This is a genomic window from Hymenobacter sp. UV11, assembly GCF_004684095.1.
Classification (GTDB): Bacteria; Bacteroidota; Bacteroidia; order Cytophagales; family Hymenobacteraceae; genus Hymenobacter.
This window is the reverse complement of record NZ_SRII01000003.1, coordinates 282,339-307,381: the sequence shown is the minus strand read 5'-3', so window position 1 is coordinate 307,381 and position 25,043 is coordinate 282,339. Positions and strand designations below refer to the sequence as shown.

Below are 25,043 nucleotides of genomic sequence, written 5' to 3'. Positions count from 1 at the left end.
TTTATTAAATATCTGTTTAATAGATATCTATCTTAATCAATCTTAAAACTCCTGCACCGTGGGGCGCAGCACAATTTCGTTGATATCAACGTCGGCGGGCTGCTCGATGGCGAAGGCAATGGCGCGGGCCACCGACGACGACGGGATGGCCTGCTTGTAAAACTCCACCACGCCTTTGGCGCTTTCCTCGTGCGAACTGCCGTGCTTCAGCTCCGACTCTACCGCGCCGGGCTCGATGCTGGTAACGCGGATGCTACCCCCCACTTCGTGGCGTAGGCCATCGGAAATAGCGCGCACAGCGTACTTGGTGCCGCTATACACGGTGCCACCGGGGCTAAATACTTTAATACCAGCCACCGACGAAATATTGATGAAGTGGCCGGCGCCTTGCTTTTCGAAGATGGGCAGCGCGGCGGCAATGCCGTAGAGCACTCCCTTGATATTGATGTCAATCATGCTCTCCCACTCGTCTACCTTGGTGGCGCTCATGGGGGCGATGGCCATCAGGCCAGCGTTGTTGATGATGACGTCGAGCCGGCCAAAAGCCTCTACTGCTTTGTCTACCAACGCTTTCACTTCGGCGGCTTTCGTGACGTCAGTTTGCAGCACTTCTACCTGGCCGCCCTCGGCGCGGATATCGGCGGCAATTTTTTCCAGATTCTCTACGCGGCGGGCGCCCAGCACTACCAGCGCCCCTTTGCTGGCCAAATGGCGCGCCGTGGTTTCGCCCAGGCCGCTGCTGGCGCCCGTAATTACGACGACCTTACCTTTGATATTATCCACTGTATCGTTCATTTTGCTTGTCCTTATTCACGTGCCAGTTGCTGGCAGGTCTTGTAGAACTTGCCGCTATGGTGATTGTTTTTGGCGGCGCTTTATCTCTTTTGTGCCAAGACTTTTCTTTCGATTTTGACTGACTCGCTTACCATTCGCCCCATTACCGCCGCCGACGATGCGGCCCTGGCCCGCACCATCCGCGATACGCTCACCGAATTTGGCGCCGCCAAGCCTGGCACCGCCTACTACGACACCGCCACTGACCACCTCCACGAGCTATTCAGCCAAACGCCCCGCAGTGCCTATTTCGTGGCCGAAGTGAATGGCGAAGTGCTGGGCGGCGGCGGCATTTTCCCTACCCAGGGCCTGCCCGCCAATACCGTGGAGCTGGTGAAACTCTACCTCCTACCCCCCGCCCGGGGCCGTGGAGTGGGCAAGGCACTGATAAACAAGTGCCTCGAAGCTGCCCGCACCAACGGCTACGCCCGCGTGTACCTCGAAACCACGGATGAGCTGACCCAGGCCATCCCGCTCTACGAGCGCCTGGGGTTCACGTACCTTACTAATTCGCTGGGGGATAGCGGGCATTTTGGCTGCCAGATTTGGATGATTCGGTCGGTGTAGGCCTGGTATTTTTTCACTAGTAAAAGAACGGTCAGGCAGACCGCAGGGAAGCATCCCGCTCGCTTCGCTGGGGTAGTAATCCTGGCGTCAGCACGCGAGATGCTTCCCTGCGGTCTGCCTGACGACCGTGTTTAATTTTTAATACTCTTCTCCCCCCATGCACAGCCTCCTACCCCTCTTATTCGCGGCGGTGATGGGCATGGGCCACGCCTTCGAGCCCGACCACCTGCTGGCGGTGAGCACCCTCGTGGCGCGCCACGACCAGCTGCGGGCGGCGCTCAAAAATGGCCTTTTTTGGGGCCTGGGGCACACCACGATGCTCATCGTTTTTGGCGGGCTGCTGATTCTTGGGCGAGCCACGTTTTTGCAATCGCATTACTTTGAGGCCGTGGTGGGCGTGATGTTGATTGGGCTGGGTATCAGTAGGCTAGTGGATAAAAACTCCTACCAGCCAGTGCAAGTAACCAGGCAGCGGCCCGGCTTAGCCTACACCGTGGGGCTGGTACACGGGCTGGCGGGCAGCGGCGCGCTGGTGCTGCTGGCCCTGAGCGCGATACCGGGGGTAGCGGGCGCCCTGGCCTACATCCTGCTGTTTGGCCTGGGCTCGGTGCTGGGGATGCTGGTGGCCGTGAGCCTGATGCGCATTCCTTTTACGCCCCGCATGCGGCTGGGACGGCGGCTGCGGGCCGGCGCGGTAGTGCTGTCGTCGGGGCTGAGCGTGGGGTACGGTAGCTGGATGATTTACAGTAATTGGCTACCCTAAACGGTCAGGCAGAGCGCAGGGAAGCATCTCGCGTGCTGACGCTAATGGTACTACCCCCAACGACTGCGGGCGAGATGCTTCCCTGCGCTCTGCCTGACCGTTCTTTTGCCTTTTAACTTACCCGACTATCGCGCCCCATGTACGTCTATATGCTCACCAATAACATCCGTACTGTGCTGTACAGCGGTGTAACGAACGACCTGGCGCGGCGGCTAAGTGAGCATAGCGACACGTTGGGCCAACGCAACAAATTTACGGGCCGCTACCAAGCCAACTTACTGGTTTACTTCGAGCTTTGCGCTGACGCCATGCAAGCCATTGCTCGCGAGAAAGAGCTGAAAGGCTGGAGCCGTGCCAAAAAGGAAAAAATGATTGCGGGGCTCAATCCAAACTGGGAAGCCATAGATTTGGAAACGTGGACTGGCGCGCCTGACCTACATTAGCCCGCCAGATACCCTACCCGTCATGCAGAGCGCAGCGAAGCATCTCGCTCGCAGTCGTTGGGATAGTAACCCTGGGGTCAGCACGCGAGATGCTTCGCTACGCTCTGCATGACTGTCCAATATTACCCCCTCCCCCATGCACCTCGCCCCCAAAGACCTCGACAAGCTGGTACTGCACCAGGCCGGCGTAGTAGCCCAGAAGCGCTACGCCCGCGGCCTGCGCCTCAACTACCCCGAGGCCGCCGCCCTGCTCGCTACCCAGCTACTGGAGTTTATCCGCGACGGCGAATCGGTGGCCGCGCTCATGGACAAGGGCAAGCAGCTCCTGGGCTTCAACGACGTGCTGGAGGGCGTGGCCCAGCTGCTGGCCGAGGTGCAGGTAGAGGGCACCTTCCCCGACGGCACCAAGCTCGTGACCGTCCACCAGCCCATTTGCCGCGAGCACGGCGCGCCCGAGCTGGCACTCTACGGCAGCGGCCTAGCCCGCACGGCCCCGGTTGCCGCGCCGGTGCCCGCCGCCGTGCCGGGCGAGTACCTGCTGGCCGACGGCGACATCATCCTGAACGAAAACCGCGTAGTAATTGAGCTGGAGGTGCTCAACCGGGGCGACCGGCCGGTGCAGGTGGGCTCGCACTACCCCTTCTTCGAAACCAACGCGGGGCTGGACTTCGACCGGGCGGCGGCCTTCGGCTACCGCCTGCACATCCCGGCCGGCACGGCGGTGCGCTTCGAGCCGGGCGAGCGCAAGCGCGTGCAGCTAGTAGCGCTGGCTGGCGAGCGCCGCGTGTACGGCGGCAACGGCTGGATTGATGGCCCGCTCGATGAGGCCGGCAAGCAGCAGGCGCTGGGGAAGCTGGGGTAACGATTATTTATAAACAGCTAGTAACTTGGCTTCAAGCTAAACGAGTATTTTATTTCGACCTTAATCTTTCGTGGATACTCTTGACGCTCTTCTTACACTCTTAGGTGTTATTAACATCTTCGCATTTGTATCTTATAACAAATACAGATTAAATAAAATCATTCATTTTCTCACAATCTACACTAGTTCTGACGTAAATCAATGGCGTAAAAACAAGGTAAATAATCTTTTAAGTAACTACACTGACTTCTTTGGGTACTTATTGGGCTTTCCTAATAAAAAAGAATACGGCTTTCTTTATGACAATTCGTTTTTCTTTGATTTTTATAATAAATGTAAGCTAATTAATTATTATTTCTTATGTTTTTTAGCGCTATTTATAATAGGTCAGATTTATTTCTATTAGGAAAACTGGCTACAAAAAACTCATAGACCCATGTCCCTACCCCTTTCCCGGCAGGCGTATGCCGCTATGTATGGCCCGACCGTGGGCGACCGGGTGCGCCTGGGCGATACCGACCTGCTGCTGGAGGTCGAGCGCGACTACTGCGTGTACGGCGAGGAATGCAAGTTTGGCGGCGGCAAAACCCTGCGCGATGGCATGGGGCAGGCGGCCGGCATCGGGCAGGCCGATGCGCTCGACCTGTTGATTACTAATGCGCTGGTGCTCGACTACACCGGCGTGTACAAGGCCGATATCGGCATCAAAGGCGGGCGCATCGTGGGCATTGGCAAGGCCGGCAACCCGCACATCATGCCTGGCGTGGACCCGCGCCTGGTGGTGGGCGTGACCACCGAAGTGGTGGCCGGCGAGGGGCACATCCTCACGGCGGGCGGCATCGACTGCCACATCCACTTCATTTGCCCGCAGCAGATAACCGAGGCGCTGGCTTCGGGCGTGACCACGATGGTGGGCGGCGGCACCGGTCCGGCCGCTGGCACCACGGCCACTACCTGCACGCCGGGCGCGTTTTACCTCGAAATGATGCTCAAGGCCACCGATGCCTTCCCCATGAATTTCGGGTTTTTGGGCAAGGGCAACTCCTCGAAACCCGAGGGGCTGGCCGAGCAGGTGGAGGCCGGGGCGCTGGGCTTCAAGCTGCACGAGGACTGGGGCACTACCCCGGCCACGATTGATAACTGCCTGACTATCGCCGACAAGTACGACGTGCAGGTGTGCATCCACACCGATACGCTCAACGAGAGCGGCTTCGTGGAGAACTCGGTGGCGGCCTTCAAGGGGCGCACCATCCACTCGTACCACACGGAGGGAGCGGGCGGCGGGCACGCGCCCGACATCATTAAGATTTGCGGCGAGCCCAACGTCATTCCGTCGAGCACCAACCCCACGCGGCCGTTTACAGTGAACACCCTCGACGAGCACCTCGACATGCTGCTCGTGTGCCACCACCTCGACAAGAACATCCCCGAGGACGTGGCCTTTGCCGAGAGCCGCATCCGCCCCGAAACCATTGCCGCCGAAGATATTCTGCACGATATGGGCGCGCTGAGCATCATAAGCTCCGACTCGCAGGCGATGGGCCGGGTTGGCGAGGTCATCACCCGCACCTGGCAAACGGCCCACAAGATGCGCCAGCAGCGCGGCCCCCTGCCCGAAGACGCCGGCGCCCAGCGGCCGAACGACAATTTTCGCGCCCGCCGCTACGTGGCCAAGTACACCATCAACCCCGCCCGCGCCCACGGCATGGCCGAAGAAATCGGCTCCATCGAAATCGGCAAGCTCGCCGATTTGGTGCTCTGGAAGCCGGCCCTGTTCGGCTCGCGGCCCGAGATGATTCTCAAAGGCGGCGTTATCGTGCAGGCCCAGATGGGCGACCCGAACGCCTCCATCCCCACGCCGCAGCCGTCATTTTCGCGGCCCATGTTTGGGGCGTATGGCGGGGGGGTAGGCTACTGCTCGGTGGCGTTTGTGTCGGCCGCTTCGGTGGAGAAGGTGTCAACTGAATACGGTCTGAGCAAGCGCGTGCTGGCGGTGAAAGGCTGCCGCACGGTGGCTAAGAAAGACATGGCGCTGAACGACTATCTGCCCAATATTTCGGTGGACCCGGAGACGTACCGGGTGATGGTAGATGGCGTGCACCTGACGTGCGAGCCGGCGCAGACGCTGCCGCTGGCGCAGCTGTATAATTTGTTCTAGCGGGTCACCTCACCCCCCTACCCCCTCTCCTTGGGGAGAGGGGGAGCCGAGGCGGCGCAAACGTGAAACGAGATTGGCATTAGAAAATCACCCCCCTACCCCCTCTCCTTGGGGAGAGGGGGTAGGGGGGTGAGGTGAATCATTGAATAACTACCCCATCAGCAGCTTCACATGCCGCTCAATATCTGCTAACACCTCGGGTAGCCGTTGCAGCACTGCTTCATTGGGGTAGAGCACCACCAAGAAACCGCACTCCTGCAAGGCATGAGTGCGCCCCCCATCATATTCAACGGCTTCCGGCTTTTGGTGAATTTCACCATCGACTTCCACTACCAGCCACGCCGGCAGGCACACAAAATCCACTATGTAGTCCGCAATCGCGTGTTGCCGCCGGAAACGCGGCCCCAGCTGGTTACCCCGCAGTGCCTGCCACAACTGCGCTTCCGCCGGAGTCGGCTGCTTGTGATTATCGCGGGCAAATTCTTTCAGATTTTTCCACCGCTTTCGGTCAGTAGTGAAGGTGTGAATAGAACTGTCGGTGGGACCAAGATTTGCCATAAAGCCAAATTACTAAGGTTTTATTATATCCCTATCCTCCATCTCATTATTCACCTCACCCCCCGACCCCCTCTCCCCAAGGAGAGGGGGTCGGGGGGTGAGGTGACCCGCTAAAACGACACTATGCCCCACCTCGCCCGCCTGCTCCACCTCGCCGACTCGGCGCTGCCCACTGGCTCCTTTGCCTATTCCTACGGGCTGGAAAGCAGCCTGACCTTTGGCCTCATCAGGACAGAAACTGAGTTTCGGGCCTATCTCTACTCGTTTTTGCAGCAGGCGGTGGGGTTCGAGCTGCCGTTCATCACGTCGGCGGCGCAGGCTGGTTTTGATGACCTCCCTACCCTCCTTATCGAGTACGATGCTCAGCTGCTCACGCCCGCTTTGCACCGGGCCAGCCTCACGCAGGGCAAAAACTGGCTGAAGCTGCTCGCTACCTTCTACCCCGAAGCTGGCCTGGCTGAGCTGGGCCGCGAGCTGGCGCAACAGGAATTGCCGGCGCATTTTGTGCCGCTGTTTGGCCTTAGCCTGGGGCGCGGTGGCTTTGAGGTAGCTGATATTCAGAGTACTTACCTACACCTGGCCCTGCGCGACCAGTTGAGCGCAGCCATCCGCCTGGGATTTATTGGGCCGATGGCGGGGCACTTGCTGCAGCACGATTTTTACGTTATTTTTGAGAGTTTACTGGATTCTGCCGATATTCGGCCCTACATGGAGGCTACGCGTTGTACATTACTATTGGATGTAGCCCAGATTTTTCACGACAATATTTACTCGCGACTCTTTCAGAATTAATTGCTTATGGCTTTCGTTGAGAAACTGGCGCTGCTGCTCCACGGCCATAGCCACGAGGCGCTCGACTCGCCGGGCAGTTTTGCTGAGCGCGAAACCCGCCGCCTACCCCCCTACCGCAACTTCCGCAAGCGAGCCTTCACGGTGGGAATCGGCGGGCCGGTGGGCACCGGCAAAACGGCCCTGCTCAAGGCGCTGTGCGAGAATTTGCGCGATGAACACCGCCTTGGCGTGGTCACGAACGATATTTTTACCCGCGAGGATGCCGAGTTTTTAATTCGCAATAGCGCCCTGACGGAAGACCGCATCGTGGGCGTCGAAACCGGCGGCTGCCCTCACGCCGCCATTCGCGAGGATATTTCGCTGAATATGGATGCGCTGGAAGGATTAATGCACAAATTTGATTATCAAATAGATTACTTGTTTGTGGAAAGTGGCGGCGACAACCTGGCCGCCCACTTCAGCCGCGAGCTGGTGGACTACTCGATTTACGTCATCGACGTGTCGGGCGGCGACAAGGTGCCTCGCAAGGGCGGCCCCGGCATCACGCAGTCTGACCTCTTGGTTATCAATAAAATAGACCTGGCGCCTTTCGTAAAAGCCGATTTGGGCGTGATGGACCGCGACGCGCGCCGAATGCGCGGCGATGGACCAGTTGTATTCGCCCGTGCTTCGGATGGACATAACTTAGGGCCAATTATCGCGCACATCCACGCGGCCAAAGCCCACGCCCTGGCCGCCGTGCACGAAGACCGACGCTAGCTACCTAAGTTGCCGTTCAGCTACGGCGGCGTATCTTACTCTTCGGTTTGCGCACCCACTGCGCCAAACTGCCTTGGCAAAAGCTGACTTTGTTTGCTTTTGCCTCGCTTCCACCCTCTCCCTCCCCTCCCCCACCCACTACGGATGCCGATTTTCGGCACTAGCCTCGCTGTTTTTCAAAAACAGCTTGGGGCCAGCGCCGCGAAGCCGTGTCCGGTCGGTTCGCCCCGAAGCCCGCCAATTGCTACTTGTTCATTGCTAACTACTACTTGAAATGACCACGCCCACCCTTTACCGGCCCGAGTTTGAGCACGACTCCTGCGGCACCGGCTTTATCACGTACATCGACGGGCGCAAGAGCCACCAGATTGTGGCCGACGCGCTTACCATGCTGGCTAATATGGAGCACCGCGGCGCCTGCGGCTGCGACTCCGACTCGGGCGACGGCGCGGGCGTGCTCATTCAGTTGCCGCATTGGTTTTTGCTGGAGGAATGCGTGAAGCACGGCATCCGGCTGCCCGAGCCGGGCGACTACGGCGTGGGCATGGTGTTTTTTCCGAAGAAGGAGAAGCTACGCGAGGGGGCGCGCCACCTCATTGCGGAGGCGGCAGAGCGGCTGGGCATTCCGGTGCTGGGCTACCGGCCGGTGCCGGTGCGCACCGAGGGTATTGGCGTTACGGCCCTCTCGGCCGAGCCGGTGATGGAGCAGCTGTTTCTGGGCCGGCCGGCGGGGCTGGCTACCGAAGCCGACTTTGAGCGCAAGCTCTTCATTCTGCGTCGCCTGATTATCAAGACCTTGAATGAGAAGCTGCCGGCTGCGCTTGATGCATTTTATTTCGCCTCGCTCTCGTGCCGCACCATCGTGTACAAGGGACAGCTGACAACGTTTCAGGTCGGTATGTATTTCCCCGACCTCAGCGACGAGCGCGTGACCTCGGCTTTTGGGCTGGTGCACTCGCGGTTTTCGACCAATACGATGCCTTCGTGGAAGCTGGCCCAGCCCTTCCGCTACCTGGCTCATAATGGGGAGATTAATACGCTGCGCGGCAACCTGAACTGGTTTTTCGCGGGCCTACCCACCTATACTTCGCCCTACTTCTCGGCCGAGGAAATGGAGATGCTGCTGCCGGTTATCGACCCCTGGCAGTCGGACTCGGCCTGCCTCGACAACATTGTGGAGCTGCTGCTGCACTGCGGGCGGTCCCTACCCCACGTAATGATGATGCTGGTGCCCGAAGCCTGGGACGGCAACGAGCAGATGGACCCGCTCAAAAAGGCGTTCTACGAGTTCCACGCCACGTTTATGGCGCCCTGGGACGGCCCGGCGGCGCTCAATTTTACCGATGGTACGCTGGTGGGCGCCATGCTTGACCGCAACGGCCTGCGCCCGTTGCGCTACGCCATTACCAACGATGGGCGGGTGCTGGTGGCGTCTGAGGCGGGCGTGCTACCCCTCGCGCCGGAGAGCATCATCAAGAAAGGCCGCTTGCAGCCGGGCAAGATGTTCGTGGTGGACACCAAGGCCGGCCGCATCCTTACCGACCGCGAGATAAAGGCACAAGCAGCTGGCCAGCAAGATTATGGCCGCTGGCTCGAGGACTACCAGATTCAGATGGAGGACCTGCCCGAGCCGCGCCTCACCTTCACCGACCTGGGCGCCGACGCGGTGATGAAGTACCAGCAGGCCTTCGGCTACACCCGCGAGGACCTCGAAACCATCCTGGCCCCGATGGCGCTGGAGGCCAAGGAACCCATCGGCTCGATGGGGGTAGACGTGCCGCTGGCCGTGCTTTCGGACCAGCCGCAGCACCTGAGTAGCTACTTCAAGCAGTTTTTTGCGCAGGTTACGAACCCGCCCATCGACCCCATTCGGGAGCGGCTGGTGATGAGCCTGGCCACCTTCATCGGCAACAACGGCAATATCCTAGATGAAGACCCGCGCCACTGCCACTGCGTGGCCGCCAAGCAGCCCATTCTGAGCAATCGCGAGCTGGAAAAGCTGCGCAGCATTGATACCGGCTCGTTTCAGGCCAAGACCTTACAGACTTATTTCAAGGCCGATGGCAAGCCAGGGGCGTTGCAGCGGGGGGTAGAGCGCCTGTGCCGCTACGCCGAAGACGCGGTGAATGACGGCTTTGAAGTGCTGATTTTATCGGACCGGGCGATGGACTCGGAGCACGCGCCCATTCCGTCGCTGCTGGCGGTGTCGGCGGTGCATCACCACCTCATTAAGAGCGGGATGCGCGGCTCGGTGGGCCTGGTGGTGGAAGCCGGCGACGTGTGGGAAGTGCACCACTTCGCCTGTCTGCTGTCGTTTGGAGCCACGGCCGTGAACCCTTATCTGGCGCTGGCTACCATCCAGACGCGCCACGCGGCCGGGTTATTGGGCAATAACCTGCCCGCCGAAAAGCTGGCTTACAACTACATCAAGGCGGTGTGCGATGGCTTGCTGAAGATTTTCTCGAAGATGGGAATTTCGACCCTGCAATCGTACCACGGCGCGCAGGTATTTGAGATTCTGGGGCTTAACCAAAGCGTGGTGGACCAGTATTTCACCGGGGCCGTGACCCGGATTCAGGGCCTGGGGCTGGATGAGATTGCCCGCGAAACCCTCTACAAGCACCACCACGGCTACAAGCAGGAAAGCACCGTGGGCCCCGAGCTGCTCGACACGGGCGGCGTGTACCAGTGGCGGCGCAAGGGCGAGGCGCACATGTTTAACCCCGAAACGGTGCATCTGTTGCAGCACGCCACGCGCACGGGTAACTACCAGACGTACAAGAAGTACGCCCAGCTGCTCAATGAGCATCCGAACCAGCTCTTTACCATTCGGGGGCTGCTGGGCTTTGCCAAGCATCGGCCCAGCATTGCGCTCGAAGAAGTAGAGCCGGCCGAGAATATCATGAAGCGCTTTGCCACGGGTGCCATGTCGTTTGGCTCGATTTCGCACGAGGCGCACAGCACGCTGGCTATCGCCATGAACCGCATCGGCGGCAAGAGCAACACCGGCGAGGGCGGCGAAGACCCGCTGCGCTACGAAGTGATGGAAAACGGCGACTCCATGCGCTCGGCCATCAAGCAGATTGCCTCGGCCCGCTTCGGCGTAACGGCCCACTACCTCACCAATGCCGACGAGCTACAAATCAAGATGGCCCAGGGCGCCAAGCCCGGCGAGGGCGGCCAACTTCCTGGCCACAAGGTAGATGAGTGGATTGCCAAGGTGCGCCACGCCACGCCGGGGGTAGGGCTGATTTCGCCGCCGCCGCACCACGACATTTACTCCATCGAAGACCTGGCGCAGCTGATTTTCGACCTCAAAAACGCCAACCGCGCCGCCCGCATCAACGTGAAGCTGGTGAGCAAGGCGGGGGTAGGGACCATCGCGGCCGGCGTAGCCAAGGCGCACGCCGACGTGATTCTCATCTCGGGCTACGACGGCGGCACGGGCGCCTCGCCGCTCAGCAGCATCCGGCACGCCGGCCTGCCCTGGGAATTGGGCCTGGCCGAAGCGCAGCAAACGCTGCTCCGCAGCCAGCTCCGCAGCCGCGTAGTGCTGCAAGCCGATGGCCAGATGAAAACCGGCCGCGACCTGGCCGTAGCCGCCTTGCTGGGGGCCGAGGAGTTTGGCGTGGCCACGGCCGCGCTCATCGCTGGCGGCTGCATCATGATGCGCAAGTGCCACCTCAACACCTGCCCGGTAGGCGTGGCCACGCAAGACCCCGAGTTGCGTAAGTTGTTCAGCGGCAAGCCCGAGCACATCGTCAACCTCTTCCGCTTCCTGGCCGAAGAACTGCGCGAAATCATGGCCGAGCTGGGCTTCCGCACCCTCAACGAGATGGTGGGCCGCAGCGAGTTTCTGAAAGTAAACCCCGAGGCTGGCCACTGGAAGGCCAAGCTCATCGACCTCAGCGGGGTGTTATCGCCCGCCCCGAATATCTCGGGCGGCACCTTATATAATAGCGAAAGCCAGGACCACGGCATCGACGAGGTGCTCGACTGGCAGTTGCTGGAACACGCGAAAGCTGCGCTAGAGCGCCAGGAAGCCGTAACGGGCGAATTCGAAGTAAAGAACACCGACCGCACCATCGGCACGCTGCTTTCCAACGAAATTGCCAAGCGCTACCATTCGGCCGGCCTACCCGCCGATACTATCCGCTACAAGTTCACCGGCTCGGCCGGGCAGAGCTTCGGCGCGTTTTCGGCTAGCGGCCTCACGTTCAAGCTCGAAGGCGAAGCCAACGACTACGTAGGCAAGGGCCTGAGCGGCGCGCGGCTAGCCATCTTCCCGCCCGCCGCCAGCACGTTTACTCCCGAGAATAACATCCTCATCGGCAACGTGGCGCTCTACGGCGCCACCTCGGGCGAGCTGTATGTGCGCGGCAAGGCGGGCGAGCGCTTCGCGGTGCGCAACTCGGGTGCCACGGCCGTCGTGGAGGGGGTAGGCGACCACGGCTGCGAATACATGACGGGCGGCCGGGTGCTGGTGCTGGGCCGCACGGGCCGCAATTTCGCCGCCGGCATGAGCGGCGGCCTGGCCTGGGTCTACGACCCGGAAGGCCAGTTTCCCGTCAACTGCAACCCCGACATGGTAGCCCTCGAAGGCCTTGCTGAGGAGGACGAAACCGAAATCCAAGCGCTACTTAAGCAACACGTCGAGCTGACGGGCAGCCACTTAGCTAACTTCCTGCTAGGCAACTGGGAAGAAGAAGCGGGGCGGTTTGTGAAGGTATTCCCGCTGGAGTACAAGCGGGTACTGGTGGGGAAGGTGAAGGTGGGGTAGGTTCCCCCTCCCCTGCAAGGGAGGGGGAACCTGATGATTTTTGATTTTAGCTTTTTAGTATTCCATAAATTCCTTATTCAATATCTCTCGGCTCCCCCTCCCCACCAGGAAGGGGGCCGGGGGTGGGGTCATACACCATGGGCAATATCACCGGCTTCAAAGAATACCCGCGCACCACGCCGCCCAAAGCGGCCCCAACCGAGCGCGTGGCTCACTACCAAGAGTTTATCGGCCTCTACCCCGAGCAGGAGCTGCACCAGCAGGCGGCGCGCTGCATGAACTGCGGCGTGCCTTTCTGCCACTCGGGCTGCCCGCTGGGCAACATCATCCCCGAGTTCAACGAGGCAGTGTATCGGCAGGACTGGCGCGAGGCCTACGACATCCTCACGGCCACCAACAACTTCCCCGAGTTTACGGGCCGCATCTGCCCCGCGCCCTGCGAGTCGGCCTGCGTGCTGAGCATCCACAGTGCGCCGGTGGCCATTGAGGAAATCGAGAAGAATATCATCGAAATTGCCTTTGAGAAGGGCTACGTGCAGCCTACTGCACCGATACTCAAGACCGGCAAAACGGTGGCCGTAGTGGGCGCGGGCCCGGCCGGCATGGCCGTGGCCGCGCAGCTCACCGAGGCCGGCCACACGGTCACGGTGTTTGAGCGCGACCCGCATGCGGGCGGGCTCATGCGCTACGGCGTGCCCGATTTCAAGCTCGAAAAGTGGGTGATTGAGCGCCGCATCAAGCTGCTCGAAGACGCTGGGGTGACCTTCCGCTGCAACGTGGAAATCGGCCGCGATATCTCGGCCGACGAGCTGCGGCTGGGCTTCGATGCGGTGGTGCTGGCCGGCGGCGCCTCCGCCCCGCGCGAGCTGAAGCTGCCCGGCTACGACCTGCAAGGCATACACTACGCCATGGAATACCTGACGCAGCAAAACCGCCGCGTGAGCGACACGCCCGTGGACAGCGAGCACATTCTGGCCGATGGCCTCGACGTGGTCGTTATCGGCAGCGGCGACACGGGCTCCGACTGTGTGGGCACAGCCAACCGCCAGCAAGCCAAGTCGGTAGCGCAGTTTGCTATGATGCACCAGCCCGGCGAGGAGCGCCCGGCCCACACGCCCTGGCCGCTCTACCCCACCGTTTTCCGCACCAGCAGCTCGCACGAAGAGGGCTGCCAGCGCTACTGGGGCGTGAACACCAAGGCCTACCTCGGCGATGCCCACGGCCAGGTGCGCGCCCTGCTCGTGAGCGACGTAACCTGGGAAACCGACGAAATGGGCCGCCGCGTCCGCTTCGAGGAAGTACCCGGCTCCGACCGCGAAATCCCGTGCCAGCTGGTGCTGCTGGCCCTGGGCTTCACCGGCCCGGCCAACGCGGGCCTGCTCGGCCAGCTAGGGGTAGGGCTGGATGCGCGCGGCAACGTGCACGCCCCCGAAACCACCTACCACACCAATATCCCCGGCGTATTCGTGGCCGGCGACATGCGCCGCGGCCAGTCGCTCATCGTGTGGGCCATCTCAGAAGGCCGGGAGGCCGCCCGGCAGATTGACATGTATTTAATGGGCAAGACTAGCCTGCCTAGCAAGAATGCGGTGGGGATGTTTGGGTAAGGTTCTCTGGGAATTGGTGTAAAAGAGAAGCCCCGAAAGCAGTTGTTTTCGGGGCTTTTCGCTATAGATTTCTTTGTCTCTGCTAAGTCTATTTCTTTCTGAGTACCCGTCGTAAATAGCTGATACTACGCCAGCCAGCGCTTTCCCGGTGTCGCCATTATCACGAATAACTAAGTCATCTAGCTCGCCGCTAGCGGGATGCTCGTCACTAAAACCCAAAGTATAGATTCAGGCCTAGTTGACTAGCGTAAACTGTATTCGCTTCGCAACAAGTCCCTTGCGGTCCTCGCTCACGAACCGATAAACGGATAGAGTGTCGTCAGCTTTAAACTGATAGTTGGGCATGGAACTGCTTCAGCATAGCCAATAGCAGCTTGCAAGGCGCATACTTATGCTGTTTTATAACTGCTTGCTCAGCAGCAGGCCGCTGTACGAATACCCGTTCACGTTCACGCCTTGTAGCGGCACCAGCGAGATGCCCCGGCGGCCAGCCATTTTGTGCAGCTGCGGCACTACTACGCCCATGGTGGCGCCTACGGCGTAACCCACAATGTTGTCGGAGAGAAAGTGCTTGCCGGCCTCCACGCGGAAATACGCTACCACGGCCGGCACCGCCGCCGCGGCGCCCCACACGTAGGGCTGGGCCGGCGAGTCGGGGTTAAAATCGTGAAATACCTTGGCGGCGAAGAAGGTAGCCGCAGCCGTGTGGGCCGTATGGCCGGCAAAGAACGAGTTGGTGGCGATGTGGCCGTTGCGCAGGTCGCCACCCTCGGTGCCGTAGATGAAGGGCCGGTAGCGCGGAATATTACCGATGGAGGTCGTGAAAAGCGCATCAGCGGCCAGCACAGTTTGCACGTACAGCGCCAGCGTTTGCCCGTAGTGGCTACGAATAGCGGGGTTGAGGGCCAGCAGGCCGGGCGCGATAACCAGCGTGGGGTAGCAAATGAGGTCGCTGGCCGTTTGGGCACTTTGGCTGAAGTAGCCGGCCGAAAAACGGTCGAACCTGGGGATGTCGTTCTTATTGAGCGCGGCTAGTTGCGTGTTGGAGAGCCCGTCGCGCTGCATCGAGCGGTAGAGACCGAAGCCACTCACAGCCAGCTCGCCCAGAATAACCGGGCCATCGACGGCAAAACGGGTGCGATAAGGCGAAGTTGTTTGCTGGGCTACTACTGGCTGGGCAGCAGCCAGGCTCAGCGAGGCGATGAGTAAGGAGAAAATCTGCTTCATAGGATTCGAAAAAAGAAGCTAAACGCAAGCCCGACTGCTAAGGTTGGCGGCAGCGAACAAGCAGAATTTCAGCAGATTTCCTCCAGGTTTTCAGCCCCAATCAAGTGGTTTACCAAACTAGCTGAGGTAGAGGCGTACCATGTTGCGCCTCTACCTCAGTACTTGCGCCGGGCCGGGTTGAAGCCGAGTAGCTCGTTGCCTGCCAGCGCTTCGGCCAGGGCCTGGTATACCGGCTCCAGGGCCTGGCGCGACTGCCCCAGCGCCCGCACCAGCAGCACGTTTTCGCGGGCCTGAGTCACAGCTACCACGTAGGGCTGGCCCGCGAGCTGGGCGTGCAGCGCCGTCTGGCCAGGGGGGGGTAGGCGCCGCAGCACCGCGGCCAACGCCTGGAACTGCGCCCCTGCGGGCGGCCCCACCAGGTATACCGCCAGCGCCGAATGATGAGGCCCAAACGTGGCCTGCGAGGTAGCCAAGTGCTCCTCGGGCCGCAGCGCGAAGCGGTCGAGCAGCACCAGGCGGCCGGCCACGGTTACGCGCAGCTCGGTGGCAAACTCGGTGAAGGCGAATTTTTCGCCCATATCGGTGCGGCCGGCGTGCCACCAGTCGACCAGCAGCAGGGTGGCCGTGTCGGCCAGGTGCCAGTGCTGGGCCTGGTGGTAGCGGCTGGCGGCCTGGGGCACCAGCGGGTCGGGCAGCACCACGGCCAGGGCGTGGTCGGCCACGTGGCCTTCGGTGAGCTGCTCGGCCCGGCGGCCATCTATCGACTTGAAGATGCGGGTGTTGGCTTGGGTGGTGAGCAGCAGTCGCGTGTCGGGCTCGCAGTGCACGCGCAGCCGGATGCTGTCGCCGGCCACTAGGCCGCCGCCGTAGCTGGCCAGTACCGCGTGGCAGGCTGGCCCGGCCGGGGCAGCGGGATTGATAATCTTGAGCGGCTGCATGCTGCGGCTGGCTACCAGCCGCGACTGCTGCCGCACCTGCGCCACCGTGAGCGCGCTCCACAAAGCAGGTATCTGAACCGCGGATTTATCGGATTTTTCGGATTGGTCGGATTTTGTGGGCGCTGTCATTTGCGCCCGCAAATTGCCCCCGAAATGCCCGCAGTTCGTGCAGTTCGCTCAAATTAATGAAGAGAGATTAGGCTATTTCGGTGAGCGTGGCTAATCTGCTACAAAATCCGACTAATCCGCTGAATCCGAAAAATCCGCGGTTCAGACATCGGCCTTGCGTAGCTCTTCGGGCTCGAAGATGCGGGCCAGCTTGCGCTTGCGCTCGACCAACTGAAAGGTGGCGCTATCGCGGCTTTCGCTCCAATAAATATCGGAGATGAGGCCCAGGTGGGCCGGCTGGCCGGGGGTAGGGCGCACTTCCTCCACCAAATCGCCGAAGCCAAAGGGTGGCTTATTGTAAATCTCCTTAAACAGCTCGCCGCGCACCAGAAACTGCTGTTCGTCGTAGCGCAGGGTTATCCAGTCGCTGTCGTCGTCGAGGTCGCTTACTTTTTCAAATACCTTACCCACAGGCTCTAACAACTCAAATGAGCGGCGATTGGCGGGGTGCAGGTAGCGGTAGCCATAGTCGGGCGACCAGGCATATAACCCAAAAACAACGGGACGAGGACGGGGCATGTAAGCTTATCAGGTAGACGCGGCGCAAAGCTAAAACCCCAAATCTATCCGGCAGGTTACCATTGTTTCCAATTTTGATAGCTGGCCCGCGCGCTACTGGGCGGCCACTGCGGCGCGTGGCTGGCCGGGCAGCGAAGCCTGCTCGGCAGCCCGCTGGTCGCGTAGCCAGGCCAGGGCGGCTTCTTCGTAGCTGAAATAGAAGGGAAAGCAATTGAGCCGGGCCGCCTGCCGCAGCATCGTATCGGTAGGGCCCGATTCGATAAATTGCTGCTGCTCATCGGCCACTAAGTAGGCCATAAAAAGCGGCTGGCCCAGCGCGGCCACGGCCCGCTGCACAAACTCAGCCAGGAACCAGTACCCAAACTCGGCCGAGTGCCAGTTGCGCTGCCGAATATCGAGCAGCCAGAAGCGGCAGTTGTGCTGGGCCTGGGCGGCGGCCAACATCTTTTCGTAGCAGGCGGGCAGCAGCTCCATGGGCAGCGGGCGCGGCCAGTCGGCGGCCAGGATGTCGTCGCTGGGTTCGTAAGATACCTGAAAGACGTCGGGAGGTAAAGCCAGGGTCATAAGCAACGCGCAGAAAAGCAGTGGGTTTTGACTCGTTGATGCCGAGCTAAGAGCGCTTTTTTGCCTAACCTAAGGTGGAGCTTATAAGTTCCCTTATCTGCATTGCACACAGCCACCAAGCTGACTAGCACATCCTAATCTGCTTAGCTTCGTAAAAGGTGGATTAATTCGCTGGTCGCGCCAGTCGGGCTCGCCACAGAAGCCCGCGCGCGTCGGCATCTATTTATGCCTACCCCGACCTTACCCAAAGCTAAACCCGCCGCTCAATCAGCCGCTTCCCCTACCCCCTCTAAGCCAGCCAAAGCCCCCGCCGCGCCCACCGTGGCAGCTCCCGTGCGCGAGGGGTTTGGGGCCCTACCCCACCCCCATGGCACCACCTTCCGGGTATGGGCCCCGGCCGCCAGTGCCGTTTCGGTCACCGGCACCTTCAACGACTGGGACAAAACCAAGCACCCCTTGCAAGCCGAGGGCGATGGCAACTGGGCCGCCGACCTGCCCGCCAAGCCCGGCGATGGCTACAAATACGTGCTGCAAACGCCCAGTGGCGAGCTTACCCGCAACGACCCCTACGCCCGGTCCGTCACCAATTCGTCAGGCTACTCCTTGGTGTTTGACCCCCAGGATTTTGACTGGGAAGGTGATAATTTTCAGATGCCGGCCTGGAACGACCTCGTTATCTACGAGTTGCACATCGGCACCTTTAATGTGGTGGAAGCGGGCAAGCCGGGCACGTTTCGCGATGTGATAGCGCGGCTCGACTACCTGCAAGGCCTGGGCATCAACTGCATCGAGGTGATGCCGGCTACCGAGTTTCCGGGTGCCTACTCGTGGGGCTACAACCCTTCGAACCCGTTTGCCCTGGAGAGCGACTACGGCGGGCCCGAGGCCTTCCGCGAGCTGGTGAAGGCGGCGCACCAGCACGGCATTGCGGTGGTGCTCGATGTGGTGTACAATCACTTTGGCCCCGGCGACCTCGACCTGTGGCAGTTTGACGGCTGGCAGGAAAATGACGGCGGCGGCATCTACTTCTACAACGACTGGCGGGCCGAAACGCCCTGGGGCCACAACCGCCCCGACTACGGCCGCCCCGAAGTGCGCCGCTATATCCTGGACAATGCCCTGATGTGGCTCGAAGACTACCACTGCGACGGCCTGCGCATGGATGCCATTGCCTTCGTGCGCAACGTGCGCGGCGAGGACGACCCCGGCGCCGACCTGCCCGACGGCTGGAGCCTGATGCGCTGGATAAACGAGGAAATAAAGGCTCGCCAGCCCTGGAAAATCACCATCGCGGAAGACCTGCGCTCGAACCCCGCCATTACGGGGGCCACGGAGCAGGGCGGCGAGGGCTTTTCGGCGCAGTGGTCGGCTTCGTTCATCTACCCCGTACACGAGGCCTTGAAGGCTTATTCGGATGCTGACCGCGACATGCACGCCGTGGGCCGGGCTATTTGCACGGCGTATAATGGCGATGCTTTCCAGCGCATTATCTACACCGAGAGCCACGACGAGGTAGCCAACGGCAAAAGCCGCCTGCCCGAGGAAATAATGCCCGGCGACGTGGAGAATTACTTTGCCAAGAAGCGTACCGTGCTTGGTGCGGCGCTGGTGCTCACTGCGCCCGGCATTCCGATGCTGTTTCAGGGCCAGGAATTTCTGGCGCCCGGCGCTTTCAACGATACTGAGCCGTTGGAGTGGGACTGGGCCGAGGCGCACGGCGGCCTCACGCAGCTTTACCGCGACCTCATTGCGCTGCGGCGCGACCTGCGCGGCGTGACGCCCGGCCTGCGCGGCCAGGGCTGCCACGTGTTCCACGTCAACAATGACGACAAGATTATTGCCTTCGCCCGCTGGGATGGCAACCCCGAAGACGCTACCGTGGTGGTGGTAAATTTTTCCAACCAGGCACACCACGACTATACTATTGGCCTGCCCGCCGGCGGCAACTGGCAGGTGCGCTTCAACTCGGACTGGGAAGGCTACGATGCTGATTTTAGCAATTTTCCCGGCCTGGGCGCCGATGCGGTGGCGGGAGAATACGACGATTACGACCAGCATGGCAGCATCGCCCTGGGGCCGTATGCAGCCGTAATTCTATCGCGTTAAAGGTAAATGAGTAGGTGAGTAAATGGGTAAGGGGGGTAGGGCGTTCTGAATTTTGAACGCCCTACCCCCCTTACTCATTTACTCACCTACTCATTTACCACTTATACCGGTGCCTGGTCGTAGCGCTCCTCGGCGGGCTGGGGCCAGCCGCCTTCAAACATAAACTCGGCCAGCGGCTTGCGCACGCGGGGAAGCATTTCGCGCTCGCGCAGGGCTTCGGGAAGCTGGTCAAGGTCGCCGGGGTAGCCAATGGTAAACACCGATACCGGGTTGTAGCCGGCTGGGATGCTGAAGGCCGTGCGGGCGCCTTCCTGCGAAAAGCCGGCCATTTGGTGAATTTGCAGACCCAGCTCCACGCCCTGCACGGCCAGGGTAGCCACGGCCTGGCCTACGTCGTGCGTAGCCCAGGCATTAGGGTTGCTGTCGTGCGAAAACGTGGTTTTAGCGAGGGCAATGGCCAGCACGGGCGCGCTTTTTACCCAGGCTTGGTTGAACTCGGCCAGCGTGCCCAGAATTTTCTGGTACGCCTCGGGGCTGGTTGCCTTGCTGCCCACGATAAAGCGCCAGGGCTGCTCGCCAAAGCACGAGGCGGCCGAGCCGGCGGCAGTAAACAGCTGCTGCAACGCCTCGGCCGATACGGGCTGGGCGGTGTAGGCGCGCGGGCTGCGGCGCTGCGTCAGGTGGGGTAGAATGGGGTGCTCGGGCGTGAGCACGTTGGTGAGGTCCGACATAAAAAAGGATTGGAATGCGTCAGCCTAAAGCACGACGGTAAACGTATTGTTTTAACAGGCAATCCCGCGACCACCTAGTTCAGGCTACTAACTAAACGTGGGAGCGCTTACCTTTCGCTCCGTATTCCTACCCTCCTTCTCCTCGCCTATGCAGCCCCATTCTTCCGCGCCCGAAGCTTTATTTCCTGATTCCTTACTGATAGAAGTAGCCTGGGAGGTGTGCAACCAGGTAGGCGGCATCTACACGGTTATTCGCTCGAAGGTGCCGGCTACCATGCCGGCATGGGGCGGGCGCTACTGCCTGCTGGGGCCCTACTTTCCGCTGATGGCGCAGGGCGAGTTTGAGAGCTACGACGACGACCAGCTGGCCGGCATGAACGACCCCTACGCCACGGCCGTGCGCACGCTGCGCGCCCAGGGCATGGATATTTGCCTCGGGGTGTGGCTCGTAACGGGCCGGCCGCGCACGGTACTCATCAATCCGTTTCAGAAATACGGCGAGCTGGCTACGTTGAAAAGTGACCTTTGGCGCGACCACAAGATTCCGGCGCCCGACAACGACGATTTGCTGCACCAGGTTATTGCCTTTGGGCACCTGGCCACGCAGTTTATCGAAACCGTGGCCCGCCAAACGGTGGACCAGTGGCGGGTAGTCGGGCACTTTCACGAGTGGATGACGGGGGTAGCGATTCCGGAATTGCGCCGCCGCCAGGTGCCGGTGCACTTGCTATTCACCACGCACGCTACGCTGCTGGGCCGCTACCTGGCCATGAACGACCCCAATTTTTACGACAACCTGATGCTGGTGGACTGGCGCGCGCAGGCCCGCCACTTCAACATTGAGCCGGCCGTGAGCATGGAGCGCGCCGCCGCCCACGGCAGCCACGTGTTCACGACGGTGAGCGAGTTGACGGTGCGCGAGTGCATCTACTTATTGGATAGAATACCCGATGCGGTGCTGCCGAATGGCCTGAATATCGAGCGTTTTGTGGCCCTGCACGAGTTTCAGAACCTGCACAAGCTCTACAAGGATAAAATCCACGAGTTTGTGATGGCGCACTTTTTCCAGAGCTATTCTTTCGACCTCGACCAGACGATTTACCTCTTCACCTCGGGCCGCTACGAATACCACAACAAGGGTTTTGACCTGACGCTGGAAGCCCTGGCGCGCCTCAACCACCGCCTGCAGCAAAGCGGCCTGGAGGGACAAGTGGTGATGTTTTTCATCACTAAGCGGCCCTATACCAGCATCAACCCGCTGGTGCTGCAAAGCCGCGCCCAGCTCGAAGAAGTACGCCAGACCTGCCGCGCCATTGAGGAGCAGGTGGGCGAGCGGCTGTTTTACGCCGCCGCTGCCAGCCACGACCATCGCCTGCCCGACCTCGACAGCATGGTGGACGACTACTGGAAGCTGCGCTACCGCCGCGGCCTGCAAAGCTGGAAAACTACGGCCCTACCCTCCGTTATTACCCACAACCTGGTGAACGACCAGGACGATGACATCCTGAATTTCGTGCGCAAGGCCAACCTGGTCAACAACCAGCACGACCGGGTGAAAATCGTGTACCACCCTGATTTTGTGAGTACTACCTCGCCGCTTTTTGGCATGGACTATGGGCAGTTTGTGCGGGGCTGCCACCTGGGCGTGTTTCCGAGCTACTACGAGCCCTGGGGCTACACCCCGCTGGAGTGCGCGGCGCGCGGCGTGCCAGCCATCACGAGCGACCTCTCGGGCTTTGGCGACTACGTGCAGAAAAACGTGCCCGAGCACGAGGACAAAGGCATTTTTGTGGTGCGCCGCCAGGAGCGCAGCTTCGACCAGGCCGCCGAGGAGCTCACCGACATGCTCTGGAACTTTGTGCTGCTGAGCCGCCGCGAGCGTATCGCCCAGCGCAACCGCGTCGAAAGCTCAGCCGACATTTTTGACTGGAAAAACCTGCGCGTGTACTACGACCGGGCCTATGCACTGGCACTGGAACGGCAGTAAAGGTTAGTAGGAATTCAACAAGAACGTCATGCTGAGCTTGTCGAAGCATCTCTACCAAACGACACCCGAACGGTGCGGTAGAGATGCTTCGACAAGCTCAGCATGACGTTCTTGTTGAATTCTTGGATATACTTACATGCGTTTCCTACCCCCCCTCCTACTCCTCACCGCCGCCGCCCTGGCCCACGAGTTCTGGCTGCAACCGGCCAGCTACCGCGTGGCCGTGGGCGCGGCCGTGCCCATTAAGCTGCTAGTGGGCGAAAACTTCGCGGGTAACAGCTGGGCGCGGCCCACGCGCCGGGTGCGGCGCTTCGTGCGCCTCGGCCCTAACCCCGCCGATTCGGCCGACCTACACCCCGCGCTGCTAACCGACTCACTGGCCCCGGCGTTGCGCTGCCCCACGCCGGGCACGCACGTGGTCGCCCTCACCAGCCAGCTAGCTTTTATTGAACTGCCGGCTGCCCAGTTCACCGCCTACCTGCGCAAAGAAGGTCTGAGCCTGGCCCTACGCCAGCGCCAGGAAGCCGACGAAAGCACCACTAAGCCCGGCCGCGAAGCCTACCGCCGCTGCGCCAAGGCGCTGGTGCTGGCCACCCGCGGCCCCGCCCTACCCCCCGCCGCCGCCGACACGACCTACCGCCGGGTGCTGGGCCTGCCGCTGGAGCTGGTGCCCGAGCAAAACCCCTACCGCCTGCGCCCTGGCGCCGCCCTCACGGTGCGGGTGCTGAGCCAGGGGCGGCCGGTGGCAGGCGCGCAGGTGCAGGTATGGCGCCCTACCCCCCTCACGGGCCCGCACCATACGCTCGCGCCGGGCCAGCCGGCCGTTACCTACTTCGCTACCTATACCAATGCCCAGGGGCGGGTGCTGCTGCGCCTGCCCGATGCCGGCCCCTACCTGCTGGCTACGGTGCGCATGGAGGCCGCGCCCGCCGCCCTCGCCAGCCGGGCCGATTGGCTAAGTACGTGGGCCTCGCTTACCTTTGGGGGGCCGGAAACAGGAGCTACCCCTTAAGACTAACTAGTTGGTGTTGCTCAATTCGTTAAGGATGAGCTTGGGGAAAGCATTCATTTCACGTTCTGCATTTTATCGTTACCTTCGTCCCTCTGCACTTAATTCTCATTCTCCCGCCGCGGTTTTATGAAGTACTCCATTGACAAGAAAGAGAGCTATACCGTCATCACGATTGATGAAAAGAAGCTCGACACGACCGTTGCGCCTGACCTGAAATCGGAGTTTGTTAAGCTCAACGCGGAAGGCAGTAACAACCTGATACTCGACCTACAAAACGTAAAATACACTGATTCGTCGGGGCTCAGCAGCATCCTCATTGCCAACCGGCTCTGCAACTCGACGGGCGGCCTGCTAGTGCTCACGGGCCTGCAAGACCATGTGCTTAAGCTCATCACTATCAGCAAGCTCGAATCGGTACTGCACATTCTGCCCACGGTAGAAGAAGGTATCGACCGCATCTTTCTGCACTCCATTGAGCGCGATTTGACGGATAAAGAATAAATTTTAGTGTGCCACTGCCTATTTGCGGCATATGGCCGTTAGCTGCTAGCTACTAGCTTTTTGTCGGCAAGACGAAAGCTGGCGCTGGTATCTAACGGCTGCTTTTTTTCATAACCTGTTAGCGCCTGCAAAAGCTAGTAGCTAACAGCTACTAGCTGACAATGCTATTCGAGCTTCAGATACTGGGCAGCGGCTCGGCTACCCCCATGGTGGGCCGCCACCCTACGGCGCAGGTGCTGGCGGTGGGCGAGGGCCGCTACCTCATCGACTGCGGCGAAGGCACCCAGCTGCGGCTGCTGGAGCACCGCCGTCGCCTCAGCTCCCTGCGGGTCGTTTTTATCTCGCACCTGCACGGCGACCACTACTTTGGGCTATTCGGGCTGCTGAGCACGCTCAGCCTACAGGGCCGGCAAGAGCCGCTGCTGGTAGTGGGCCCGCCCGGCCTGGAAATGGTGCTCACCACGCAGGCGCTGCACTCGCGCATGCAGCCCAGCTACCCCATCACGTTTGTGCCCGTCGATACGGAGGCGCACGCCGTGGTGTATGAGGATGCCCTGGTGCGGGTGTGGTCGCTGCCCATGCGCCACCGCGTGCCGTGCACCGGCTACCTGTTTGAGGAGCAGCCGCGCCGCGCCAACCTGGTGAAAGAGCGCCTACCCCCCGGCCTCACGCCCACCGAGCTAGGCCAGCTGGCGCAGGGCCACGACCTGCCCGCCGACCCCGAAAGCGGCCGTCCGGCCCTGGCTCACGCCGACGTGTCGGTGCCGGCCGCGCCACCGCGCCGCTACGCCTTTTGCTCCGATACCGTGTACACGCCCGAGCTGGCCGATTTAGTGCGCGGCGTGGACCTGCTCTACCACGAGGCCACGTTTCTGGACGACCTGCGCGAGCGGGCGGCCACTACCTTTCACAGCACCGCCCGGCAAGCGGCCCAGCTGGCCCGCTCCGCCGATGCCCACCGCCTGCTCATCGGCCACTTTTCGTCGCGCTACAAGCAGCTGGATGCGCATTTGGAAGAAGCCCAAGCCGTTTTCCCATGGACGGAGCTAGCCACCGAAGGCCTCGAAGTAAGCGTGTAGGGTAAGCTTTAGCTTGCCGTTTCAGTACCAACGCCCTACGCCCGGTAAGCGAAAGCTTACCCTACCCTACCCCGGCAAGCTAAAGCTT

At 61.0% G+C, this 25,043-nt stretch carries 21 protein-coding genes; 14 read left to right on the top strand and 7 right to left on the bottom strand.

The window, feature by feature from the left end:
- Positions 1-42 precede the first annotated feature (42 nt).
- Complete coding sequence (locus tag E4631_RS06325; RefSeq protein ID WP_133657715.1) at positions 43-783, bottom strand: SDR family oxidoreductase; 741 nt, start codon at positions 781-783, stop codon at positions 43-45.
- Between the two features lie 126 nt (positions 784-909).
- Between E4631_RS06325 and E4631_RS06320 the strand changes: the two genes are divergently transcribed.
- From E4631_RS06320 to ureC, 5 genes are all read left to right on the top strand, one after another.
- Positions 910-1,401: a GNAT family N-acetyltransferase gene (locus E4631_RS06320; protein WP_133657640.1), complete on the top strand. Its 492-nt coding sequence runs from the start codon at positions 910-912 to the stop codon at positions 1,399-1,401.
- A gap of 157 nt (positions 1,402-1,558) precedes the next feature.
- Positions 1,559-2,164: a HupE/UreJ family protein gene (locus E4631_RS06315; protein ID WP_133657641.1), complete on the top strand. Its 606-nt coding sequence runs from the start codon at positions 1,559-1,561 to the stop codon at positions 2,162-2,164.
- Between the two features lie 137 nt (positions 2,165-2,301).
- Entirely contained in the window at positions 2,302-2,607 is a 306-nt protein-coding gene (locus E4631_RS06310; RefSeq protein ID WP_133657642.1) for a GIY-YIG nuclease family protein, read from the top strand.
- A 136-nt stretch (positions 2,608-2,743) separates the two neighbouring features.
- On the top strand, positions 2,744-3,469 hold the full coding sequence (locus E4631_RS06305; RefSeq protein WP_133657643.1) for an urease subunit beta: 726 nt from the start codon (positions 2,744-2,746) through the stop codon (positions 3,467-3,469).
- A gap of 436 nt (positions 3,470-3,905) precedes the next feature.
- Positions 3,906-5,627: an urease subunit alpha gene (ureC, locus tag E4631_RS06300; RefSeq protein WP_133657644.1), complete on the top strand. Its 1,722-nt coding sequence runs from the start codon at positions 3,906-3,908 to the stop codon at positions 5,625-5,627.
- Positions 5,628-5,777: 150 nt separating this feature from the next.
- Here the strand turns inward: ureC and E4631_RS06295 are convergent, their stop codons facing one another.
- Complete coding sequence (locus E4631_RS06295) at positions 5,778-6,185, bottom strand: endonuclease domain-containing protein (protein WP_133657645.1); 408 nt, start codon at positions 6,183-6,185, stop codon at positions 5,778-5,780.
- A gap of 123 nt (positions 6,186-6,308) precedes the next feature.
- On the opposite strand from E4631_RS06295, the gene E4631_RS06290 reads away from it, so the two are divergent.
- From E4631_RS06290 to E4631_RS06275, 4 genes are all read left to right on the top strand, one after another.
- On the top strand, positions 6,309-6,977 hold the full coding sequence (locus E4631_RS06290) for an urease accessory protein UreF (RefSeq protein ID WP_133657646.1): 669 nt from the start codon (positions 6,309-6,311) through the stop codon (positions 6,975-6,977).
- Between the two features lie 6 nt (positions 6,978-6,983).
- On the top strand, positions 6,984-7,736 hold the full coding sequence (gene ureG / locus E4631_RS06285; RefSeq protein WP_133657647.1) for an urease accessory protein UreG: 753 nt from the start codon (positions 6,984-6,986) through the stop codon (positions 7,734-7,736).
- A gap of 274 nt (positions 7,737-8,010) precedes the next feature.
- A complete protein-coding gene (gltB, locus tag E4631_RS06280) occupies positions 8,011-12,516 on the top strand; it encodes a glutamate synthase large subunit (RefSeq protein WP_133657648.1) in 4,506 nt (1,501 codons plus the stop codon).
- Positions 12,517-12,653: 137 nt separating this feature from the next.
- Positions 12,654-14,123 carry a glutamate synthase subunit beta gene (locus E4631_RS06275; protein ID WP_133657649.1) on the top strand — a complete coding sequence of 490 codons (1,470 nt, stop codon included), beginning with the start codon at positions 12,654-12,656 and terminating at the stop codon, positions 14,121-14,123.
- Between the two features lie 399 nt (positions 14,124-14,522).
- On the opposite strand, the gene E4631_RS06270 is transcribed toward E4631_RS06275, so the two are convergent.
- The 4 genes from E4631_RS06270 to E4631_RS06255 all read right to left on the bottom strand — a co-directional run bounded on the left by E4631_RS06270 (position 14,523) and on the right by E4631_RS06255 (position 17,539).
- A complete protein-coding gene (locus E4631_RS06270; RefSeq protein WP_133657650.1) occupies positions 14,523-15,350 on the bottom strand; it encodes a phosphatase PAP2 family protein in 828 nt (275 codons plus the stop codon).
- 155 nt (positions 15,351-15,505) lie between these two features.
- Positions 15,506-16,351 carry an urease accessory protein UreD gene (locus E4631_RS06265; protein ID WP_166648088.1) on the bottom strand — a complete coding sequence of 282 codons (846 nt, stop codon included), beginning with the start codon at positions 16,349-16,351 and terminating at the stop codon, positions 15,506-15,508.
- A 207-nt stretch (positions 16,352-16,558) separates the two neighbouring features.
- On the bottom strand, positions 16,559-16,975 hold the full coding sequence (locus E4631_RS06260) for a hypothetical protein (protein ID WP_133657652.1): 417 nt from the start codon (positions 16,973-16,975) through the stop codon (positions 16,559-16,561).
- Between the two features lie 93 nt (positions 16,976-17,068).
- Positions 17,069-17,539: a hypothetical protein gene (locus E4631_RS06255; protein WP_133657653.1), complete on the bottom strand. Its 471-nt coding sequence runs from the start codon at positions 17,537-17,539 to the stop codon at positions 17,069-17,071.
- Between the two features lie 225 nt (positions 17,540-17,764).
- On the opposite strand from E4631_RS06255, the gene E4631_RS06250 reads away from it, so the two are divergent.
- Positions 17,765-19,645 carry an alpha-amylase family glycosyl hydrolase gene (locus E4631_RS06250; protein WP_133657654.1) on the top strand — a complete coding sequence of 627 codons (1,881 nt, stop codon included), beginning with the start codon at positions 17,765-17,767 and terminating at the stop codon, positions 19,643-19,645.
- Positions 19,646-19,746: 101 nt separating this feature from the next.
- Here E4631_RS06250 and E4631_RS06245 read toward each other — a convergent pair whose 3' ends face one another.
- The gene (locus E4631_RS06245; protein WP_133657655.1) at positions 19,747-20,376 is read right to left on the bottom strand and encodes a nitroreductase family protein; all 630 of its coding nucleotides are present in this window, start codon (positions 20,374-20,376) and stop codon (positions 19,747-19,749) included.
- Between the two features lie 148 nt (positions 20,377-20,524).
- Between E4631_RS06245 and E4631_RS06240 the strand changes: the two genes are divergently transcribed.
- The 4 genes from E4631_RS06240 to E4631_RS06225 all read left to right on the top strand — a co-directional run bounded on the left by E4631_RS06240 (position 20,525) and on the right by E4631_RS06225 (position 24,955).
- The gene (locus E4631_RS06240; RefSeq protein ID WP_133657656.1) at positions 20,525-22,363 is read left to right on the top strand and encodes a glycosyltransferase; all 1,839 of its coding nucleotides are present in this window, start codon (positions 20,525-20,527) and stop codon (positions 22,361-22,363) included.
- A 136-nt stretch (positions 22,364-22,499) separates the two neighbouring features.
- A complete protein-coding gene (locus E4631_RS06235; RefSeq protein WP_133657657.1) occupies positions 22,500-23,375 on the top strand; it encodes a DUF4198 domain-containing protein in 876 nt (291 codons plus the stop codon).
- Between the two features lie 126 nt (positions 23,376-23,501).
- Entirely contained in the window at positions 23,502-23,876 is a 375-nt protein-coding gene (locus E4631_RS06230) for an STAS domain-containing protein (RefSeq protein ID WP_068336511.1), read from the top strand.
- Between the two features lie 161 nt (positions 23,877-24,037).
- Positions 24,038-24,955, top strand: coding sequence for a ribonuclease Z (locus E4631_RS06225; RefSeq protein ID WP_133657658.1), 918 nt, complete (start codon positions 24,038-24,040; stop codon positions 24,953-24,955).
- Positions 24,956-25,043: the final 88 nt, after the last annotated feature.

Bases quoted from the DNA above. Each gene is read 5' to 3' on its own strand.
- E4631_RS06315 (WP_133657641.1), top strand. From the start codon at position 1,559: ATGCACAGCCTCCTACCCCTCTTATTCGCGGCGGTGATGGGCATGGGC.
- E4631_RS06310 (WP_133657642.1), top strand. From the start codon at position 2,302: ATGTACGTCTATATGCTCACCAATAACATCCGTACTGTGCTGTACAGC.
- E4631_RS06305 (WP_133657643.1), top strand. From the start codon at position 2,744: ATGCACCTCGCCCCCAAAGACCTCGACAAGCTGGTACTGCACCAGGCC.
- ureC (WP_133657644.1), top strand. From the start codon at position 3,906: ATGTCCCTACCCCTTTCCCGGCAGGCGTATGCCGCTATGTATGGCCCG.
- E4631_RS06295 (WP_133657645.1), bottom strand. From the start codon at position 6,185: ATGGCAAATCTTGGTCCCACCGACAGTTCTATTCACACCTTCACTACT.
- E4631_RS06290 (WP_133657646.1), top strand. From the start codon at position 6,309: ATGCCCCACCTCGCCCGCCTGCTCCACCTCGCCGACTCGGCGCTGCCC.
- ureG (WP_133657647.1), top strand. From the start codon at position 6,984: ATGGCTTTCGTTGAGAAACTGGCGCTGCTGCTCCACGGCCATAGCCAC.
- gltB (WP_133657648.1), top strand. From the start codon at position 8,011: ATGACCACGCCCACCCTTTACCGGCCCGAGTTTGAGCACGACTCCTGC.
- E4631_RS06275 (WP_133657649.1), top strand. From the start codon at position 12,654: ATGGGCAATATCACCGGCTTCAAAGAATACCCGCGCACCACGCCGCCC.
- E4631_RS06270 (WP_133657650.1), bottom strand. From the start codon at position 15,350: ATGAAGCAGATTTTCTCCTTACTCATCGCCTCGCTGAGCCTGGCTGCT.
- E4631_RS06260 (WP_133657652.1), bottom strand. From the start codon at position 16,975: ATGCCCCGTCCTCGTCCCGTTGTTTTTGGGTTATATGCCTGGTCGCCC.
- E4631_RS06255 (WP_133657653.1), bottom strand. From the start codon at position 17,539: ATGACCCTGGCTTTACCTCCCGACGTCTTTCAGGTATCTTACGAACCC.
- E4631_RS06250 (WP_133657654.1), top strand. From the start codon at position 17,765: ATGCCTACCCCGACCTTACCCAAAGCTAAACCCGCCGCTCAATCAGCC.
- E4631_RS06245 (WP_133657655.1), bottom strand. From the start codon at position 20,376: ATGTCGGACCTCACCAACGTGCTCACGCCCGAGCACCCCATTCTACCC.
- E4631_RS06240 (WP_133657656.1), top strand. From the start codon at position 20,525: ATGCAGCCCCATTCTTCCGCGCCCGAAGCTTTATTTCCTGATTCCTTA.
- E4631_RS06235 (WP_133657657.1), top strand. From the start codon at position 22,500: ATGCGTTTCCTACCCCCCCTCCTACTCCTCACCGCCGCCGCCCTGGCC.
- E4631_RS06230 (WP_068336511.1), top strand. From the start codon at position 23,502: ATGAAGTACTCCATTGACAAGAAAGAGAGCTATACCGTCATCACGATT.
- E4631_RS06225 (WP_133657658.1), top strand. From the start codon at position 24,038: ATGCTATTCGAGCTTCAGATACTGGGCAGCGGCTCGGCTACCCCCATG.